At 30.5% G+C, this 20,190-nt stretch carries 16 protein-coding genes; all 16 read right to left on the bottom strand.

Annotated elements, in window-relative coordinates; translation table 11 throughout:
- The 16 genes from BLT88_RS09390 to BLT88_RS09315 all read right to left on the bottom strand — a co-directional run bounded on the left by BLT88_RS09390 (position 1) and on the right by BLT88_RS09315 (position 20,189).
- A complete protein-coding gene (locus BLT88_RS09390; protein WP_091954375.1) occupies positions 1-681 on the bottom strand; it encodes a hypothetical protein in 681 nt (226 codons plus the stop codon).
- Positions 681-3,161 carry an ATP-binding protein gene (locus BLT88_RS09385; protein WP_091954373.1) on the bottom strand — a complete coding sequence of 827 codons (2,481 nt, stop codon included), beginning with the start codon at positions 3,159-3,161 and terminating at the stop codon, positions 681-683. The genes BLT88_RS09390 and BLT88_RS09385 overlap by 1 nt, the downstream gene beginning before the upstream one ends.
- Positions 3,161-4,363 (bottom strand): DNA cytosine methyltransferase, encoded by a 1,203-nt coding sequence (locus BLT88_RS09380; protein WP_091954372.1) that lies wholly within the window; start codon positions 4,361-4,363, stop codon positions 3,161-3,163. The genes BLT88_RS09385 and BLT88_RS09380 overlap by 1 nt, the downstream gene beginning before the upstream one ends.
- A gap of 2 nt (positions 4,364-4,365) precedes the next feature.
- Positions 4,366-4,572, bottom strand: a complete 207-nt coding sequence (locus BLT88_RS09375; RefSeq protein ID WP_368086556.1) for a helix-turn-helix domain-containing protein — start codon at positions 4,570-4,572, stop codon at positions 4,366-4,368.
- A 313-nt stretch (positions 4,573-4,885) separates the two neighbouring features.
- A complete protein-coding gene (locus BLT88_RS09370) occupies positions 4,886-5,266 on the bottom strand; it encodes a hypothetical protein (RefSeq protein WP_091954369.1) in 381 nt (126 codons plus the stop codon).
- Positions 5,267-5,321: 55 nt separating this feature from the next.
- Positions 5,322-5,528 carry a class IIb bacteriocin, lactobin A/cerein 7B family gene (locus tag BLT88_RS09365; RefSeq protein ID WP_091954367.1) on the bottom strand — a complete coding sequence of 69 codons (207 nt, stop codon included), beginning with the start codon at positions 5,526-5,528 and terminating at the stop codon, positions 5,322-5,324.
- 348 nt (positions 5,529-5,876) lie between these two features.
- Positions 5,877-6,473: a hypothetical protein gene (locus BLT88_RS09360; protein WP_091954366.1), complete on the bottom strand. Its 597-nt coding sequence runs from the start codon at positions 6,471-6,473 to the stop codon at positions 5,877-5,879.
- Positions 6,474-6,770: 297 nt separating this feature from the next.
- The gene (locus BLT88_RS09355) at positions 6,771-7,163 is read right to left on the bottom strand and encodes a hypothetical protein (RefSeq protein ID WP_091954364.1); all 393 of its coding nucleotides are present in this window, start codon (positions 7,161-7,163) and stop codon (positions 6,771-6,773) included.
- A gap of 260 nt (positions 7,164-7,423) precedes the next feature.
- On the bottom strand, positions 7,424-8,437 hold the full coding sequence (locus BLT88_RS09350) for a DUF6624 domain-containing protein (protein WP_091954363.1): 1,014 nt from the start codon (positions 8,435-8,437) through the stop codon (positions 7,424-7,426).
- A 167-nt stretch (positions 8,438-8,604) separates the two neighbouring features.
- Positions 8,605-9,195, bottom strand: a complete 591-nt coding sequence (locus BLT88_RS09345) for a hypothetical protein (RefSeq protein WP_091954361.1) — start codon at positions 9,193-9,195, stop codon at positions 8,605-8,607.
- Between the two features lie 281 nt (positions 9,196-9,476).
- The gene (locus BLT88_RS09340; RefSeq protein ID WP_091954360.1) at positions 9,477-12,839 is read right to left on the bottom strand and encodes a sialate O-acetylesterase; all 3,363 of its coding nucleotides are present in this window, start codon (positions 12,837-12,839) and stop codon (positions 9,477-9,479) included.
- 739 nt (positions 12,840-13,578) lie between these two features.
- Positions 13,579-14,103, bottom strand: coding sequence for an isoprenylcysteine carboxylmethyltransferase family protein (locus BLT88_RS09335; RefSeq protein WP_231959970.1), 525 nt, complete (start codon positions 14,101-14,103; stop codon positions 13,579-13,581).
- A 113-nt stretch (positions 14,104-14,216) separates the two neighbouring features.
- Positions 14,217-14,633 (bottom strand): Fur family transcriptional regulator, encoded by a 417-nt coding sequence (locus BLT88_RS09330; protein ID WP_091954357.1) that lies wholly within the window; start codon positions 14,631-14,633, stop codon positions 14,217-14,219.
- Positions 14,634-14,635: 2 nt separating this feature from the next.
- Positions 14,636-16,822, bottom strand: a complete 2,187-nt coding sequence (locus tag BLT88_RS09325; RefSeq protein WP_091954355.1) for a TonB-dependent receptor — start codon at positions 16,820-16,822, stop codon at positions 14,636-14,638.
- 51 nt (positions 16,823-16,873) lie between these two features.
- Positions 16,874-17,191 carry a DUF6660 family protein gene (locus tag BLT88_RS09320; protein ID WP_091954354.1) on the bottom strand — a complete coding sequence of 106 codons (318 nt, stop codon included), beginning with the start codon at positions 17,189-17,191 and terminating at the stop codon, positions 16,874-16,876.
- Between the two features lie 361 nt (positions 17,192-17,552).
- Entirely contained in the window at positions 17,553-20,189 is a 2,637-nt protein-coding gene (locus BLT88_RS09315; RefSeq protein ID WP_231959968.1) for a carboxypeptidase-like regulatory domain-containing protein, read from the bottom strand.
- Position 20,190: the final 1 nt, after the last annotated feature.

Here is a 20,190-nt window from a genome sequence, read left to right as displayed (position 1 = left end):
TTAGATTTTGGTAGTTAGATAAGCAATAGTCTGTTGAATTATTTCTTTTTTGAATTCATTCCTAATTTGGTCATTAGCCTCAATATGCTTGGCTATCTCAAGAAATGTTTTACCTACTAAATTTTTGTTGATAAAATTTTGTTCAAATATTAAATCAGGAAATTTCTTCAATTCCTCTTCAATAATTAAATCAGTAGATTCAATATTGGTTTTAAAAAAGTTCCTTATTTCAATGTCTCTATTGTCTCGTTCTAAATAATCTATTACACCATTCTTTACTAAAGCTTTTATTCTAGTAACAGCATTATCTCTTGATTCATCACGAATAATCGTTTTAAGAATATCATCCATTAAACCTGAATAGACAATTTTAGGTGTATTCCTAAAGATTCTATTTGCTTTTAATTGTCTTATTAATTCAACTCCGTTTATTTTAACATCTTCAAAATCATAATCGAAAGCTACAAGATGAAATACAACTCCACTAAACCTTCTTCTGTATTCTGAAATAACTTTTTCAATATCTATAGCTCCTTTGGTAAGAACTTCAATATATTCAGGGTCTCCAACACTAAATTGTTCGCAAATTAATTCGATACCATCATTTTTAGCATCTCTGATTAGTTTTTCTATCTCTTCAGTTTGGTCTTCGTTATCGATTATTAAGCACTTTCTAACCATTATTGTATTGTGATTTCAAAACAAGCTCCTTTTAACTGGACATTGTTTCCTATAAAATTAATCTTACCTTTCATTGACTTTAAACCAGTTCTAACAGAGTTTAATCCTATACCAGAACCACCAATAGTCGTTGTTATACCTAAATCAAAAATAGTTTCTTTATTTTCAATAAATTTTTCAGGAACACCGCTTCCATCATCTGAGAAATATATTTTCAAAATTTCCTTTGTTGGATTGGACATTTCAATTTTAATATTTTTAGCAGATGCTTTAACTGAATTAGAAATCAAATCATCTAAAACAACTGAAATATCTAATAGACTGAATTTTTTAATAAGTTCTGATTTATTCGATATTACCTCAAAATTAAGTTCTGTTTTTGGGTAGATATCAGAGTAGATATTCACATATTGATTTATGTATTTAACTACATCAGCAATTTGTGTATTTGCATCTGCTTTAAAATTTGAGCGAGTGATTATTTTACTAATCTTATTTGCTTTTTCTGCTTGAAATTTAATTGCTCCTAGCGACTTTAAAAGATATGTTTTAGTGTACTTTTCGTCTAAAACTTTATGGTATACATTATCTACACTATCACTTATTTTTTTCGAAGTAATTTTTATATTATGAACCAGCCCTTTTGCATCCTCTGTTAAGTTTCTTGAAGATGTTCTTAAATAAGTGTTTTTTTCTTTTTCTAATTCAAGTTCTTTTTCTAATCTTTCAGCATTTTCCGTAGCTTTTTGCTTTTCTTCCTCAAGAGCTTTTACATCTTTAAACTGTTGTTGGATTTGAGTTTCTAAACTTTTTTGTTCTGATTTTAATTTATTTATTTCAGTTTGAGATATTGGAAAATTGTCAAGTTCAACTTTTGTAGTTGATATTTTACTCAAAAGTTGGTTTAGTTCAATAGATGATAGTTCTTTTTTAGATAGTTCATTTGCTATAGAATTTAATTCAGCTTCTGATTTCTCCTTTTGTTCATCGGCTAAATCAGAAACAAAATCACTATTAATTGATAAATCAATGACTTCATCTTTTTTAGCGTTTATTATTTTCTCTATGACAGATAGAATTCTTTTGTTTCTTGTTAGTGAATCTTCATTGAAAAGTTCTTTTGATTCATTCCAATTAGGGTCATTTATTATTTCATCCTCTAGTTTACTGTAATTTTTTTCTACAATACTATCCCAATTAATACCTTCAACAACAAACCTTTCAAGTCTTCGTAACGTTTTTAAATAATAACCAAAAGGACTTGAGAATTTAGTTAATTGGTTGAAAATATCATTGTTTAATACTCCTGACCTACTAGAAATAATTTTAAAGTATTTTTCATCATCATCAGTTTCTACGTTATCAAAAACTTCTATTCTACCAATTACTTCACGAGTTCCCAGATGTCTTGCTCTACCTTGGTTTTTTCTATTTTCCATACCTAACCAATCATTCCCAGAGTCTCCGTAAGGAGGAACCCTGAATCCATCAATAAAAAAGGATATAGAACCAAATTCGTTAGAGCGAATTCCAGTCTGCTTCATAAAGTAAGCTTTGGAATATGGATTTAAATAGTAAATGTGAATTTTTATGTTTTTGAGTAAATCAAAAGGGTTATGCTCTGTAAGAGTGAAAATTTCGTTACCTCTATCTTTTAGGGTTGTGGTTATTTTTTTTCCATCTTCAGAAATTTCAGAATGAATATATGTTACTTTAAAATTAAGCTTGTCAAAAATTTTATTTTCAACAGTGCCATTTATTTTTTGAAAAGATTGAAATTCTTTTTCAAACTTTAAAAACTCTTCTGCTAATATGTTAACATCAAATTTTTCAGATTCAAAACTTTGATTAGGGTTGATAAATTTTTCAAGTTGTCTTTTAAGTGAAAGAATTTTTTTGTGATTCCACTCTTCTCTAAGAGACTTTATTGATAAGGTAGTTCCAGATTTAAAAGAGTTTAAATTAGTTTCATCCTGATATTGATTCATTGATATTTCTTCAAGTTCAAAACCTATATCTTGAATGTTAATTTCAATATCATCAATTTGTTCAAATTCTCTCCAATCTATTGACAGTTTAATTAAGTTTGAATCACTCTTTTTTGTGTAGATTGTTAGAAATTTACCTAATCTGTCACAAGAAAATCTACCAACACCTTTATTACCTGCTAAGGTTCTGTTATGCTCTTCTTTTTTTGCTTTTTTTTCTGAGTATGCAATATTTAACCATTTATTAATCAAATCATATTCAGACATTCCTGAACCTCTATCCGAAATAATGATTTCTGAGGAATTTAGTTTTTTATACTCTTTAATTTCTTGGTTATGAAGGAGGTTCCTAAATATAATATTTGATTCTTTTGAACCTGCATCAAAGGAATTTTTAACTAGTTCTAAAACGGCAATGTTATCATCCGTAATGAGGTCTTTACCAATGATACTTTTAAGCAAAACATTAGTTCTAAAACTTACTTTTGCCATTATATCATTGATTTTAAAATTAAACCTGCTTGTTCTCCAAATAAAGGAGGAATAGCATTTCCAATTTGTGAATATCTTGGTACTTCTTGTGTTCTTCTTTTTCCGCCAGTTGTATATTTTCCTTTAAACTGATAAGTGTCAGGAAATGATTGGATACGTGCATATTCACGAACTGTCATTATTCTTGGTTCACAATAATGGATATAATCATCTGGTAATGTTGTAATAGTAGGTGTAGGCTTATTTGCCTCTAATATTTTTGTGCTACTCTTTTTTAATTTGAAACGTTCTCTATATGTTGAGCTAGTTAGTTTTTCATTCAAAGCAATTTGAAATCTATTCTTAACTACGTCTGTATGTTTTGCAAATCGATGACTGTCGACTTTACTTTCTTGTCTTTTGTATTTTCGTAGGTGCTTTTGATATTTCGATTCAATTTCTCCATAAACACCAGCTTTAAAATTAGGCGTTTCCGATTCAACTTGTCCATTAGATTGGAGTAAATCAGAAATTGCATTTTCTAAAGATGGATTTACAGTAAGGTTTTTATTGATTAAGAAGTTTTTTTTATTGTTTTTAATTTCTTCAAAAAAAGTTTCTTTATTGATGTCTGAATTATTTTCTACAAATTCATTTTGAATTCCTACTAAAATAAATCGTGTTCTTTTTTGAGGAACTCCATAGTCAGCAAAGTTTATTAAATGTCCTTGGACTGTATATCCTTTCTTTTTCAGTTCATCAATTACATATAAAGAATATGCACTCCCTTTTTTATCATTCTTTTTAAAACCTTGTGTAAACCCTTTAACATTTTCAAAAAATATTAACTTTGGTTTTACTAAATCAATGAATTTAATGTAAGAATTAATTAAATCGTTTCTAGAATCATTTTCAATTCTTCTTCCAGCCATTGAAAAACCTTGACAAGGTGGACCTCCTGCGACTAAATCAATCTTACCTCTTAGGGCTATTAGATTTTCAGAATGGTCTTCTAAAACTTGATTGATGTCGTGGTGTTTTTGTTCTAACCAATTTGGCCAATCAAAATGCTTTTTCTTTTTGATTAAATTATGTTCTAGAGTGTTAAAAGCGTCTTCGCTTTTTTCAATTGCAAAAGCTCCTTTCCAACCTGCGTTATGCAGTCCAAGTGAAAGCCCTCCGCAACCAGAGAACAAATCAATATATGTCTTTTGACTCTCCATATTTATAAATTACTTTTTGTAGAGTGTAACAATATTCTAATATCCACATTAAGGACATTTGCAATGTTTAATAATGTATCTAATGATGGTTGTCTAGCATTTGTGCACCATTGAGATATTGTAGATTCATCTTTGTCTAATTGTTCGGCTAACCATTTGTTTTTTCTTCTGGTTTCCGCAAGAACTATTTTGATTCTATTTATTTCCACTTTTGCCAATTAATTTGTGTAATACGCAAATATATTAACTTAATAGGTTAATTCTTTTGTTTTTCGTAATTATTTCACGTTAAGGGCGATGGTGAGAAAAGGCAAGCTCTTTTTATTTTGAGAGGCACGAACAAAGTGAAATGTGCTTGACTGTGCGGTGGGCTTCTTTTCAGCTTGCAGGTAACGTTGTTGTGTAAGGAAAGTTGCGTTTAAAAACACTTATAATTTCCGTTTAGAAATATAGTAAATAAGGATGCAATAAACAAAATGAAAGCAATAATTAGCAATTTTTTTTACACGGTGTTGGCACAAGTTATTTCAATTCTTTCTTTTGATATCTGTATTCAATATATGTTTTTATAAAGTAGGTAAATATTCCGCTAATTGCAGCGGCAACTATATCTTTCTTATCAAAAGTTCCATATAAATTAATGTAACCTAAAAACTCCCAAAGAATTCCGTAAATAATCGTAGCTAAAGTTATATGAATATTTCTAATTCTATTTGAATATTCTTTTCGAGACCAAACGAAAGTACAAAAACCAATTACAGACACTAAACTCCCAATTGTATCCGCAAAACCAAAATCAGATATATTATTTCTGTATATATATGGACGATAAAATGAAGATAATATAATTCCAATTGCAATTACGGCAATACTTATTCTTAGGTAAATTTTTCTTTTTGTCATACTTACTAAAAATAAATAACCACAATTTAAAGATGCATAAATTGTGGTTGTTTTTTTATTTATGACCTCCAGGGCTTCCGCTTGCCATCATATTTGCACCATAAGCTTCATTGTTTTCACAAATAAGCCATTTGGCAGCGTCGTATATTACACCACCCAAAAGAGCACCAGCTACAAAAGCTGGCCAAGCCCAACCACCACTTATTCTTTTGATTTCTTCTTTTTTTAATTCTTTAACACCAAAATTCTGTAAATTTTTCATAATTTTTGATTCATAATTTTAAATTAATACTTGTTTTTGGTTATGAAAATTAAATTATTAAATAAAGATAATTTCCACAATCCCAATCAAAACTTTATAATATGTCGACCTATTTTTCATTTTGAATAACACAAATATAAATTCATTCACTGCAATTTCCTTGCAGTATAAAGTTTATTATAAAATCATATTTTACTATCAGGAATTTGTGCCAACGTGTTTGTGTATGATTACGTTGCGTGTTTCAGCAACTAAATTAGCAAATACAAACCGAATAGAAAATCCGCGAGGATTTTCGTAAGTAGGCGAGTACTAGCAATGAATTATACACGGTGTTGCCTGTAGTTTTTATATTATAGTCAATTTTTTTTCTTTTATTAATTCGTATGCGATTGTCATAGCATCTATTCCTTCATTCCAACTTGAGTACTGATTTTTAAAATGTTTTATCATATTAATAAACCTTCTTCCTTGATGTAATTTATTTGTTTCGTTTTCAGTTAGGTTTTTGAATTTGGATAATTTATTAATCACTTCAACTAAATTTTCTCTCGATTCAATCAAATTGTTATTGTTAGCGTGCATTCTGATGCTTATTTCAAATAATGCGGCAATTCCGTATATCGAATCCGGAATATCAGTGTCAGTTATTTTTCTGTACTCCTTGTGGCAATCGATATAAAATTTTTGGAGTGATGGATTTGCGTTAAATAATCCCAAAAAGTCAAAGTCATCTTTTCTTGCGATGTTATCGGATGTAATTTTGCCTTTACTATAAACAACTGTATGAGGTACTTCTCCTTTTACAGAATTAATAAACTCAAAATAATTTCCGTGTCTAATCATTTTAAATTCAGGGTTGAATTTGTCAATTTTTACATTAGATTTTAAGACTTTCAGCATATAACCAACTGTAGTTGCAAAAGGGATAATTAATTCTTTCATTCTGATTGGTTTCGCAAATTACAGGCAACGTGTTTGTATATGGTTTGTTGCGTGTTTCAATCAACTAATTTAGTAAATAATTACCGACCAAGAAAGTCCGCAAGGTCTTTCGTAAGTAAGCTAGAACTAGCAATAAATTATATACGGTGTTGTAAGTAGTTTTTATTTAATTTTCATTTCAGATTCAGTTTTTTAAATACTTTTATTATTAGAATACACAAGAAAATTCCAATATCATACTCTCATTTCACTTAATTTCCTTTATGATTTTATTCGTTAACTATCATTAGTCTAGTTTTAAACATTTAGGTATTCTAAAGAATCTAATGAAAGTACTGTTTCGGTCAATTCATTTGCTGCTTGGTGCTTAATTGTAAAGAATGATAAAAATTCCATTAAAGAACTCCATTCGTAAGAGATTATTATTTCAGATCGTTTTTCTCCTAAATCTCTAAAGTCGTAAGACCATTTCCATTCACCGATTTTCATTTTTGTTAAAGAGTCAGTTCCTTTGGCTTTAAATACCAATTTTGAATTTACTTCATTTTTTATTAATTCAATTGGCGGAACATATCCTTTTGTATCAATTGAAGCTTTTTTAAACCTTTCAGAATTGTATCTGTTTTTTAGATTGTTATAAACAACGTCAATTTCTATGTTAATTTCAAGTTTTGTGCTAATTTTTCCCATTTTTCATTTTTTTAATGAAGTTTAATTTCGAATAGTAACTCCTCGTTTTTAATTACTTACAACGGATTTGTATAAGAACAGTAGGGCGGAAAAAACGCACAAACCATTCGGTTGAACACAAGCCGAATTTTTAAATTTTTCTATTTATCTTTCTTTCTTCAAATAGCCAAATTTAAAAATTTGGCTACCTTTCAAAAGTGCCTGAAACATTGGGCTAAGCACCAATTGTCCTATTGTTTTTATACGTTGTTGGCATTTCGTTATTCTTTTTCAGCCTCTAATTTCGCTGTCATTTCTTTATGTTTTTCAACATCCCAAGTTATATTCCAATTAGATATATATTCTTGTAAAGTACCAAGTCCAACTTCGGCCCTTCTTTCATCTACTTTTTCGGGGTTTTCTATTGGTGAAACATAAAATTCTCCTGTTTCTTGGTTTCTACCAATTTGACTGCCGTAAATTTGTCTTTTACCAGTTCTTAAAGCTACTCTGTCCTCTAATAACGCTAAACTACTAGGTCGCGCATTATTTTTCTTAACAGCTTCTCTCATCATTGGTAAATACTTTTGCTGTATTTCAATTGGCGAATGTTGAATGACTAAAAATAGTGTTGTATTTCCTTGTCCTCCAATTATGTCTTGACCAAGCCAACCTTTCTCGTCAAGTATCTTCTGTATTTTTATAAGATTGATAGAGTCTTTTTCGTTTATGGTTTCCCAATGAGCTTTCATTTCGTCTGAATCTCTACCATATTTTTCCTCAACTTCGCTAATTTGTCTTCTTAAACCTTGGTCTTCTTGATATATTGTATCAAGGATAGCAACTAAAGGTTTGTCCAAATTTTCTTCCGCTTTTTCTTTATTGCCTTTAACTAAATTCAAAACCTCATTCCATCTTTTATCAGAATGTAGAGCATTCAAATCTCCATCTGTTGTAATATGTCCATAGTTACTATAATTACCTTTTTCCGCTATTCTGAATAATTGTACGAATGACGAATCAATTTGATTGGCTAACGCCCAAGAACAAGCAGCGTTATATCTGTCGTTTGTATTTCCTTTATTTCCAAGAGCAGTAAATGCTTCCGAATATTTCTTTGCAGATCCTAAATACTCTTGGTTTTCATAAAGATTCCAAGCTTCGGTTTTCAGTTCAGCATATTTTGCTCTTTCCTCTGAAGTAGGTACTTTTTCTACTATATTTTCTTCTTTTTTTTCTCCATTTTTACAAGACGAAAATATTATTAGTAATACTAAAATTAAAATGTTTTTCATAGGTTTCAGGGTTTGGTTTTAATGAATGCCAACGTGTTTGTGTATGATTAGTTGCGTGATTAAGCACGGAATTTAGTAAATAAAAACCGAATAGAAAATCCGCGAGGATTTTCGTAAGTAGGCGAGAACCAAGCAATTAATTATACACGGTGTTGGCTATAGTTATTTTAATTTATTTCTTTTTTTAATTTTTGAATTTCATCATAATCTTCCAATTCCAAAATGCTTAATAAGTGTAACCAGCTCATTTTTCCTTTTAAATGATAATTGATTAAACAATCTTTAAAGTATTTCATTCGCTCTCTTTTAGTTTGAAGAAAATGACATTTAATTTCTTCTCCGTTTCTTAATTTTAAAGTTATTTCATTATTAAGACCATTTGATAATTTTCGAGAAAATTCAAATGCATACCCTACAAACTGGCCTTCTACGTCAAAAGAGTGAATTGATATTTTACTTATTTCTTCAGTTAGATAACTTGTTTCATTTATGATAATTGAGTTATTATCTAATTTTATTTTACCAATAAATTTCCCGTTTTCATGTTCATGTAGAAAAAAAGTACTGATCATAAATCCAGTTAAGTATAAAACCCAAATAATAGAAAGGTAAGTTACTAAGTTTCCAAATTCAAAATTTGGAGTTTCTTGTAAATATCCAAATAGAAAAAGTATTCCAGTTAAAAAGATTAGAATAACACTTTCAGTTGAAATGAAAAAACCTTTTTTAGGTTCAAATGTTGATAAGGATTTTGTCATTTTTAATTATTGCCAACGTGTTCGTGTATGGTTCAGTTGCGTTGGCTAGCAACTAAGGTAGCAAAAGAAAACGAACCAGAGGAAATTCCGAAGGAATTTCCAAGTAGGCGAGAACCGAGCAATTGGCTATACACGTTGTTGTGCATAGTGCTTTTTACATTGAATTTAGTGTTCAGATGTTTATTATTTAGTTCGGATTAAACCTTAGTTTTAATATCTCTAATATAATGTATTAGTTTATTTATTTAACAATAAAACTGAATTAGCTATTATGAACTTTACTATTGCTTTATTATTTTATAAACCTTCAACGCATTGTTCGTTTCATCAATTAAACTTATAAAATATATGCCTTTTGACAATGTCGAAATGTTTATCGTTTCTGTCTCATTGATTGGGTTTATTGTTCGATGAATTCTTCCTATCACATCAAATATTTTAATCTGGGATAGATTTAAATTGCCTTTAATAGTTAATTGATTTATAACTGGATTTGGAAAAATTTGAATTTCGGTTTTACTAACATCATTAATACCCAATATTACATCAGGATCAAAGAAACCGAAATCGACAGAGTTGTTACCAGCAGGATCATAATTAAAATTACAATCAAAAGGGTCTCCGTCGTTTAAAGGTTCACCATCTGTAGTTAACGTTAGAATGCCAGACATAATATCTGTAAAGGGCTCTCCAAAACCATTATTATCACCATCAACATCGTTATTAGCGTTTGCAACAAAACCATTTGTTGATACAAAACCATGCAAAGGTTCGCCAAGTTCCCAATTATCGACACTCCAAACAAAAAGTAGATAATTACCAGGTGTTAAACCTGAAAACTGATAATAACCGTCGCTATCTGTAACTTCAACTCCACTAAAGACATCCGGATTACCATCACCATCAGGATCACTCCATAGTACAACCGACACACCTGCAATACCAGGTTCGTCAGGATCGTTAATGCCATCTCTATTGAGATCATTCCAAACACGGTTTCCAATAGACACCACTCCTGGAATAACTAAATTTTCTCCACAGTCTTGATAACAAAAAGCCATTTCATTAATAGATTTAACCATCTCATCTCCCATTGATTTTCCAATATTTAAGAAGGTGAGCGCATTATTATTAAAATGAAATATACCATCGTACGGAGACACTGAAGTATCGCGATAAAATGTTTTAGTATCTACAAAACCAACATGACCACCATAGGTGTCATCATCACAGCCAACGGTTTCTTGGGCTACAGAAATTACATTTTGAATACCTTGCACCCAAGGATCATTACTAAGCGTATAACCTCCATGCCCAGAACTTGCAATAACAAATGGAAGTTCAGCAACTCCAAGATCATTTCTTACATCATTGACTAAGTGATTTAAATTACTTTCATATTCATTTAAAAATCCTGTGTTATCACCATCATTCCAACCTTGAAACCATGCAAAACCAGATAATTCGAAATCTGTTATGCCAATAGCTGGAAACTCTGTACTTAAATTTTGAGTCACATCTTGCACAATTTGAATCATTTGATTGTAGAATGCTCCTGTTGTTCCACCAGCAGAAGGCGGACGAAAATCTTCTGCCAAAGTCGTGCCTCCCCAAGCTGTTTTAATAATTACAATAGGATCATCATAAAATTTGTCGAGTTGGTGTGCAAACATTAATTCGGGCCCAAAAGCATTAGAATTTGCGCCTTGACCAACCGTAACGTTTTCTTTAATGATGCCTTCATCTCCTTCATAATATAAATAGACATTGTTTAAGGTATTCCAATTATCAGCTAATCCAACATCAGACCAATCACCATTTACGTCATTTTGGATGACATCGATTAAATCTCCTGGGTCATTTTCTGGATCAACAACCGCTCCTTGTCCTTGCATATTTGACTGTCCAGCTAAAATAAAAACCCTCACTTTAGATGGTGTTTGTTGCTGTCGCGTTACAATTGGCACATACCCAATCTCTAAACCAGCAGGTGTATCAATAATGATTTTAGGGTCTAGAGTTGCTAAGTTTCCGACAGTTGGTGGCGCCAAATAGTCGTCTGTATGGCTCCAATTAGAATGAATTAACTCTACTCTAGCTTGCATAGCCGCACGCATAGGTTCAGGAAGATTGGCATGAATAACAGCAGGCTGATCTATAAACCGATACCAATAATAGGTTACTGTGGTGCCATCGCCTAAATCTGCTGTAAAAGGACCTGCCGTCGGACCAGGACTTTGCCACGGACCACTTGGGTCTTGAAATAGACAATCTGGTTCCATTGGTGTGAGGTAGGGAATTTCACTTCTTGGTGTGGTTGGTACATTGGTGGTCAATAGACTGGTTGAAGTTGGCACTGCTGCTTCATCAATTGGACGCCATTTGTTGTCTGTATCTAACCTAAAATATTCTGGTAACGTAAAAATGCCATTACTTTTTTCAACGATATTGAGATCAAACTCAAAGCCCATGACATCATTAGACTGTTGTACGTTTTCTATATAAGTTAAATCAATTTCATGATTTAAATCATCTGGTGCAACTTGCGAAATTTCACCAATCATTGCACCACCATTATCAACAAAATCGAGATTTAAGATACCTGTTGAATTAATTCCTGGTTGCACGGCTGCACCACCACTAAACCAAGCATTCATATCATTCCATAAAGCATTTTGAGAATATGCCGTTACTTGATTAATAACAAAAGAATTATTACTTCCGCTTTCAGGAAACTGTATTCTTTCAATTTTAGCGAAATGATTACCACTAGCATCTGTAGAAATTATTGCAGGAAAATCGGCTTGCTCAACACCCAAACCAACGTTTGGATCTGAAGGTCTGGTATCAAAATACAAGCCTTCTAAAGATGGATTTTCTAATACGGGTTTTGTCCAGAATGTCGGTAAGAAAAAACTTATTGGCCCTTTAAAATTAGTAGCATTCATAAATAAGGTCCAACATTGATTGCCTGTTACTATATTTACTCCAGCGGTTTCAGTCATCGGATCGGTAATTGGTAAAGGAGTGTAACCGTAACCTAATAATTCACCGCTTAATCCTTGCGCCATATTTAAACCATCTGGAGCCCACAATAATCGGTTTGATAATTGCGCAACACCATATTTTCCGCCTGGTGTGCTCCAATCGCGTTGTCCGTTGGGTAACATGTCACTTTGCCCTGCTCCTGTTCCGTTTGCCCAAGCAAAGAAATTATGAGAGACACCACCCATTATAAATTTTGGCGTTTCTGTAGCAAATCTAGTATCGCCCCACCAACCTAATCCACCTTCTATTGTAGTATAGAAATCTACTGGTTCGGTACCTGTTCGTTGCGTCGTTAGCCAAGAACTTCCAAGCCCTGTTTGAAAATTAAATGCACCTGGATAGTTTTTAAATATTGGCCAAGCTGCACTGTACATTGTAAAACCTGATCCAAAACTCGTGTCTGTGACGTTCTCTGTATTTATCCATGCAAAGCCTGTTCGTCTTGCTTCCACGGTCTGTGCTTCTGCCATATAAAATAAGGTTGCAAAAACTATAGTAAACGCTCTGACACGTAACGGTAGACCTAAAAAGAAGTCTCCAATAAAATTATTACGAATAGGATTTTTAAATAAACTAGTGTGATTTTTATAATTCATAATAATTGTTTTTAGATTGATTAAGATTAGCTTTAAATTATAAATAAAGAGTTTTTTATAATTTTTCCCCTGCTTGTAAATATAACAACTGAGATTTGAAATACCCTAAATATTACCTAATATTTTTTTAAAATGTCACTTCTGATTTGAGTCTCAAATTCTCATTTATTTATATATGACTTATGAAATTACTATTACTCATATTCCATTAGATATAAATCTATGTATATCACCATTTGAAAATTTGTTGGCTAGATTCATAGAAATGCAGTCTATTTAAATTTGTACTATGTTAAATTGAATCAATCTTATTTTTCTTGAATTTTACTGTACGATTAGCTTTTCCTTATGAAAGTTTAATGATTTGCGCGATTTCCGGCATTATGCACAACGGTCTAGTATATGAAACGTAGCGTGTAAAAAGACGCTAACTTTTCGGATTATACACGAGCCGATTATTTATTTTTTCTATTTATTTTTAATTTTTTAAATATACAAAAATAAAAAATTGGCGGACTCAATAAATAAGCGAAAACCTCTCGGAAAGCCTGTAATAGCTATGTTTTATATACATTGTTGTGCATAGTGCTTTTCACGTTCAGCTTGGTTTTCCGATGTTTGTTATTTTGTTCAAAAGTGAGCGTTGGTAAGACATACTCTTTTACAGTTTGGGTGAAGCGTGGTTGATGCGACTGGAAATGTGTATGGCTTTGAGCGTTGGCAATTCTGTGTTATTAGTTTAAATCCATCTTCTCACTTTTTCCACATATTGTATATATTCATTTCCAAATTCACGTTTTAAAAACTCTTCCTCTAATCTTATTTGTGTATTTACACTTAAAGTAGATAATGAGATTATGAGTAAAGTAAATGCATTGGGAATTACAAGAAATAATCCAATATTCGCAATCATAATTCCAAGAAATATCGGGTTTCTTGAAATTGAAAACATTCCATTAGTTACTAATTTGGTTTTGTTGTTTTCATCAATACCAATTCTCCAAGAATTTGCCATTTGGCTTTGAGAAATCCAAACTACAATTAATGATATAAGCAAAAGTGCCCAACCAATTTTTTGTAAAATAGGATTTTCTAAATACCAAAAAGGAAGTAAATATTCGTACCACTCATTTTTAAAAGCATAGGTTCCAACAACAATAAGCTCAAAGATTGTGATAAATGTAAAAACCTTACCATTATAATCGTGAGCATTATCTGTCTTTTTAAACGTTAGCGGATTTATACCTGTTTTTCTCCAAAGCAAAATAGACCTTAATACAAATACCAATAAAAAATATAATATCAGATAAGTAAATAATAACATAGTTTCTAATTTGATACAAAAGTGCTCTAAATATCAATGCAATGGAAGTGCAATTACTGACCACTACATTTATCACAAATTCCTTTTACTACCAAGTTTATATTTTCTGAAACAAAACCATCAGGCACTTTAATTTGAGGAATTTTATGTTCTGTTAAACAAACAGTTTCGTTACAGTTGTTACAATGAAAATGTAAATGCAAATCGGTTTCAATTTCGCAATTACAACCCTTTTCACATAATGCATATTTTGTAATTCCTGTACCATCGTCTATTTGATGTACAATATCTTTTTCTTCAAATGTTTTGACGGTTCTGTACAACGTTGTTCTATCTGCTTTCTCAAAAGCATTTTCTATATCACTTAATGTAACAGCAATTTGCTTTTCTGCAAGGAACTTGTAGATTAACAAACGCATTGCTGTTACACGAATATTTTTAGATTCTAATAATTCTTCTATTGTTTGCATAATTAATCGTGGTTTTCGTTTCCAAATGGTTTAATTATTATACCTACACTAAATATAAATCCATCTGTTGGTGCATATATTTCTGGAAATATAGGATTTTCGTGTGGTGGTAAAACTAATGGTGAGAACCTACTTTGTCTTCTATCTGTGAAATTTTCAAAGTTCACAAATGCACTACCAAATTTAAAATTACGCATTAATAGTAAACCCATTGTAACAAAGTCCGTTGTTTCAGTTCCGTTTGATAAAAACTGCTTTCCAGTATAAAATGTTTCATATCCTATTCGCCATTTTTCAGATTCGTACATCAATACACTACCTGCGTTATGTTTTGCAGTTAGTGGTTTTTGTGGATTACCTTCTAAATAGTTCAATTTAGTATCTATTAGCGCATAATTTAAAAACCATCGAAAGTCTTTGTATGTAAACTTAATATTTGTTTCAGCTCCTTTGCTCAATATTTCGTCTGTTGCGTTTTCAAATGCAAACAAGCCGTTATCTGTACTATTTAATAACAAACCGTTGTTTATTGCTGAAACGTAAAAAAGTTGATTGATTGAAAACCCAATAGTTTCAAACAAGCGTGTTTGGTAATTAAAATCAAGATTTAAACCATAAGAACGTTCTGCTTTTAAGTTTGATTTATCTATACCAAGTACATTTTCGAAATTTATAAATTCTGCTTCTTCTGTGAAAATATCAGGTATTTTGTAGCCTAAACCACCACCAATTCTGCTTGAAAATCCATTGTCATTTTTATACAATAATGAAACTCTTGGAAGTGGAAAAAATCCAAAGTCTGTGTTGTAATCTGCTCTCAATCCAGTTTCTAAAATCCAATTATCTGAAAGGTCATAAATGTTGTTTGCAAACATTCCATACGTTATATCTGTTTGGTCACGTTGTAAAGTTGCACTATCATTCTCATCAAACTTTGAAGTATATAAGTTTGTTCCAAAAATCCAATCAGCTTTTGAAGTTGCTTTTTGATAAGTAACTTCTGTAAACGTATTGATTTGTTTACCGTCAAAATTAAAATCTGGAATAGTAAGGTTTCTATCGAAAAACGAAATACTATTTTTTATGTTCAAAGAACTTATTGAATCTATTTGCGTTTTATAAACTGCTTGACTGCTCAGCCTTTTTGAGATATTTTCTTCTGTATATTGATGAATTCCATTTTCTCCACTTTCAATTTTTGTTACATCTCCACCAATTCTGTCATCGTAAGTTCCATTTAAACCAATCCAAAACGTTGTTTTTTCTGATGGATAATAAAAGAATTTTGGGTTGAATGAAATAGAAGTTGTTTTTGGTAAATTACTAAAACCATCATTTTCTGGGTCGTATACTTTTTGAGAATGACCAGAACCATAAAGCGAAACACCAAATTTCTCATTTCGCTTGCTGTAAAATACATTTGCTGTACTTCCTAATGCTTGGGTTTGCGTTAACATAATATCTAAAGCTGGTTCTTCGTCAGGTGTTTTTGAAACCATATTTATTAAACCTGCAATTGCTCCACCACCATAAAGTGTTGAAGAACTTCCTTTAATGATTTCAAATTGTTGCAAGTCCAAAGGTGGAATTTGTAATATGCTCAAACCACTTGAAAAACCTCCGTAAAGAGGAAATCCATCTCTCAAAAGTTGCGTGTAACGTCCATCGAGTCCTTGAATCCTAATATTTGTACTTCCGCTACTTAAAGAGGTTTGTTGCATCTGTATTCCTGTACTTTCACGAAGTACCATTGAAATATTGGTAGGGTTCATAATTGCTTTTTCGCCCAATTCTTCTGCTCCAATAAATTCTATTCTTGTTGGAATTTTTTTAACGGTTCTCGTGCTTCTTGAAGATTGTAATACAACTTCGTCCAATTCATTTCCACCACTTTTTAATTTGAAAACTAAATCGGAACTATTTGGAATTTGAATAGTAGTTTTTAAGGTTTCATAACCCAAATATGAAATTATGATACTATGTTCTCCGTTTGGAACTTCTGTAAATGTTGCGATTCCGTCAAAATCCGTTACTGCTCCTTTTTCTAATTCCTCAAAATATACTGTTGCTCCAAATAACGGTTCGTTTTCGGATTCTGAAAGGACTTTTATTAAGATATCAGAGGTTTGTGCTTTTACTGAAAAGCATATTATAATTGTGAGCATTGCGCTCAATATGTATTTATTCATTGAAAATGTAAAAATTAATTAACTAAAAATTCTTGACTTTTGGTCGATAAATTAGCTAATCAATTGAGGCGGTTGCCAGATATTGGAATGATAATTAAACCTGTAGATTGATTGATAAACAGATTGTATTTCTGTAGAAATTTGGTTGTTAATACCTAATTCAAAAGTTAGAATTGGTTGATATGTAATTGCGATTCCGCAACAATTACAAATACAAGTTATTGGACAACTATCATCACTATCATTTTGATGATTGTGTTCAGCAGTTATTTCGTCTTGATGTTGGTCTTCGGCATTATTTCCGTCAGAACAAGGTTTGATTGACAAAACAAGGATTATTAATGCTAATATGATAGTAACAAATTTCATTGGCACAAATATAAATAAATATCAATGCAATGGTGTTGCAAAGTTTTTTCTTAACTACGTTTTTGAGCGTTGGCGAAAAACAGCTCTTTTGGTTTTTTCAGCGTTGGCTTATGTGTTGGCAAAAAACCAAATGTGCTGTTTGTGCGGCTGGCTTTTTAGTTCAGATGTTAATGTTTAGCACGATTTTCGCATTATGCACAACGGTCTAGTATAAGAATAGTAGCGGATTTTTAGGTACTTACTTTTCTGCTGAACACAGACCTTAATTTATTTCATTTACTTTTATGTCTTAGCAATTAAACCGCTATTATTTTTATACATTGTTGGTAGCCGTTTTAATTCAATCGATTTCTTATTTCTATTAAAAGTTCCAAGTTAAATTTACTAAAAAATACATTGGCAATAGATTACTTCTAAATATTGTAGTAGATATGTCGGAAGTTTGAAATTGTTCAAAGTTCTTTTCATTAGTTAGGTTTCTAGTAATAAAACTTATTTCCCATTTTTTGCTTTTTGGTTTATGTCTTAACGTTGCATCCAAAAAGAAAAACTGTTCTTCAGATTGTTTAGTATTAGGAATGTAGTAGTCAGATGAAACTATAAAAGACCATCTTTCATTAGTTTTTAAAATAGCTTTAAAAGTATTTTGCCAAGATTTATTTGTAAATGATGCTTGATTTTCACTTTTTGAATTGGAATATTGATAAGTAAATGTATTTTTAAAATTGATAAAAATATCAAACGCTGTTTTCCAAAAAAATGAATTGCTTAAAAATTGATTTTGATTTTGTCTTAAATCAGAATTATTTACCACATTTCTAAAGTTTGAATTTGAATAATTGCTTGTTAATTTTAAGGTCGATTCAATAAAAGGAATATATTTTGATATTTGTATATTCATATTCCAATTGCTATTGTCTTGTGGTAGAAAGAAGTATTCTATTTGCGTGGTATCTTCTGTTATGTTTTGATTGGTGAATATGTTTCCTGTTGACTTTAGGTAACTTACGTTTGCATTAAATTGAAACTGATTATATAAATCATTATTAAAATATAACAAACTATATCTTTGACTGCTTTGTAATTCTAAACTTGGTAAATTATTTATAGTAGTTCTGTTATTAATTAAGACTTTATTTGAGAAAAAATATTGTTCTGAGCTGGTATTTTGATTATAGCCTAAATTAAAAGATAAAAAGGAAATTGAATTCAATTTATACTTTAAGTTTAAAGTAGGTTCAAAAATAAAATCGCTTGTAGCTTCTTCCAAGTTTTCTATATTTTGTTTCAATTTTTGACTTAAAACACGAATAGAATATGATGGTGAAATTTGCCAATTTCCTCTATTAAAATTATACATACCTCTATTAAAAATATTAGTTTTAGTATAAGAAAAATTGTTTTCAGAAATTGTTTGCATTGAATTAAACAATCTTGAAGTAAAAGGTGAGGAATTTAAATTCGCACCTACAGAAAAAATATATCTATCTCTTTTACCTGAACCGAGATAAATTGCTTTACCTTCAAGGAATGTTCTCCGAAAATTGCTTTCTTGGGTGTCATTTAAAGCATTGCTGCCAAATAGCGACGGTGTGATGCTAAAAGTCTGTGGTAAATCATTAAATGAATGAAACAAAGAAACTTGTAAAGCTTTTTTATCAGATAGCTTTTTTGTCCAAAGTAAATCTTGCTTTAGATAAAAATCTTCTGTGTTTAGAAATGTTGAAAACGTATCTGTTCTATTTTGAATAACCGTTGTTGGTGTTTCAATATTTTCTTGTCTTAATCTTAATTTGTATTCTAAAAGAGAGGTTTTAGATGTATTGTATTTTACTTCGACATCACCACGATATTGTTGTGGTCTTTTGATTATGGAAGTGTTGTCTGATGTTATAAAATTTTGATTATTTATTTCAAATTGATTTTCAAACAATTGATTAGTGCTGATTCTATCTTTTAAATAGTAAAGATTAGTTTTGATACTCAATTTTGATTTAAGTTTAAAAATAGCATTGTAGTTTCCAAAGAACTGATTGTTAATATTCACTCTTTTATCATCTAACAAATTAGAGAATTGTGTTTCAGGAATTATTTTTTTTGCAGTATAATTTGATTCTAAAAGTTGTTCAGTATTTAAGTTAAAACTGAAGTAATCAAATGGTGAATGATTAATCCCAATATTATTTCTTGATATAGTTGAAAATGATTTTATTATTCTATTTATTAACAAAATGTTAGAATTTATGTTTAATACGCCTTTATTTTCACTTTGTATACCTAAACCAACGTCAAAATTACCTGACAAATCTGTTTTTCCTTTTTTCAACTTTAGATTTAAAGAAACCTTACCGCCTTGTTCTATGCCCTTCAAAAGATGGTTTTCTGAATAATTATCTATTGCTTCTATTTGTTCGACAATATCTACATTGATATTTTTTGTGCCTAATGTATAATTAAAACCAAAAAGATTATCTCCATCTAAAGTGACTGTTTCAACAGATTTTCCTTTATATTTTATTTCTCCTGTTTGTTCGTTAACTTGAATACCTGGTAATTTTTTAATAACTTCTTCTATTTTTCGTTCACTACCATCCATATAACCTTTTACATTATATCTTATAGTGTCCTTTTTTATTGTAAAAGGTCTTTTTTTAGATATAACAACAACTTCGTCTAAAAGGGTCGTTCTTTTTAATAATTCAAATTTTAAATTGATAGTTTTCGATTTTAAACTTTTTAGAAAAAGAGTTTTTTCCTCATAACCTAAAGTTTGAATAGTGATATAAAGACTATCATATTCTCTCTTTAAAACATGCTCAAAGTAACCATTTTTAGCAATGGTAAATTCTTGAAAATTTTTCGCTTGTTTTTCTTTTTTAAAAAACACATTAGCTTGAGATATTTTATTCCCAGAATTATCTAGTATTGTGCCCTTAATTATTTGACTTTTAGATATAGCTGTAAAAAAAATAAAAAGAAGAAATAAGATTGTTCTCACT

It is taken from the genome of Polaribacter sp. Hel1_33_78 (assembly GCF_900106075.1).
Lineage (GTDB): Bacteria > Bacteroidota > Bacteroidia > Flavobacteriales > Flavobacteriaceae > Polaribacter.
This window is presented reverse-complemented; position numbering and strand designations above follow the sequence as displayed.

What these genes read in the sequence shown, in the direction of transcription:
- BLT88_RS09320 (WP_091954354.1), bottom strand. Translation starts at nt 17,191, where the DNA reads ATGAAATTTGTTACTATCATATTAGCATTAATAATCCTTGTTTTGTCA.
- BLT88_RS09355 (WP_091954364.1), bottom strand. Translation starts at nt 7,163, where the DNA reads ATGGGAAAAATTAGCACAAAACTTGAAATTAACATAGAAATTGACGTT.
- BLT88_RS09390 (WP_091954375.1), bottom strand. Translation starts at nt 681, where the DNA reads ATGGTTAGAAAGTGCTTAATAATCGATAACGAAGACCAAACTGAAGAG.
- BLT88_RS09365 (WP_091954367.1), bottom strand. Translation starts at nt 5,528, where the DNA reads ATGAAAAATTTACAGAATTTTGGTGTTAAAGAATTAAAAAAAGAAGAA.
- BLT88_RS09350 (WP_091954363.1), bottom strand. Translation starts at nt 8,437, where the DNA reads ATGAAAAACATTTTAATTTTAGTATTACTAATAATATTTTCGTCTTGT.
- BLT88_RS09360 (WP_091954366.1), bottom strand. Translation starts at nt 6,473, where the DNA reads ATGAAAGAATTAATTATCCCTTTTGCAACTACAGTTGGTTATATGCTG.
- BLT88_RS09380 (WP_091954372.1), bottom strand. Translation starts at nt 4,363, where the DNA reads ATGGAGAGTCAAAAGACATATATTGATTTGTTCTCTGGTTGCGGAGGG.
- BLT88_RS09345 (WP_091954361.1), bottom strand. Translation starts at nt 9,195, where the DNA reads ATGACAAAATCCTTATCAACATTTGAACCTAAAAAAGGTTTTTTCATT.
- BLT88_RS09370 (WP_091954369.1), bottom strand. Translation starts at nt 5,266, where the DNA reads ATGACAAAAAGAAAAATTTACCTAAGAATAAGTATTGCCGTAATTGCA.
- BLT88_RS09340 (WP_091954360.1), bottom strand. Translation starts at nt 12,839, where the DNA reads ATGAATTATAAAAATCACACTAGTTTATTTAAAAATCCTATTCGTAAT.
- BLT88_RS09385 (WP_091954373.1), bottom strand. Translation starts at nt 3,161, where the DNA reads ATGGCAAAAGTAAGTTTTAGAACTAATGTTTTGCTTAAAAGTATCATT.
- BLT88_RS09330 (WP_091954357.1), bottom strand. Translation starts at nt 14,633, where the DNA reads ATGCAAACAATAGAAGAATTATTAGAATCTAAAAATATTCGTGTAACA.
- BLT88_RS09325 (WP_091954355.1), bottom strand. Translation starts at nt 16,822, where the DNA reads ATGAATAAATACATATTGAGCGCAATGCTCACAATTATAATATGCTTT.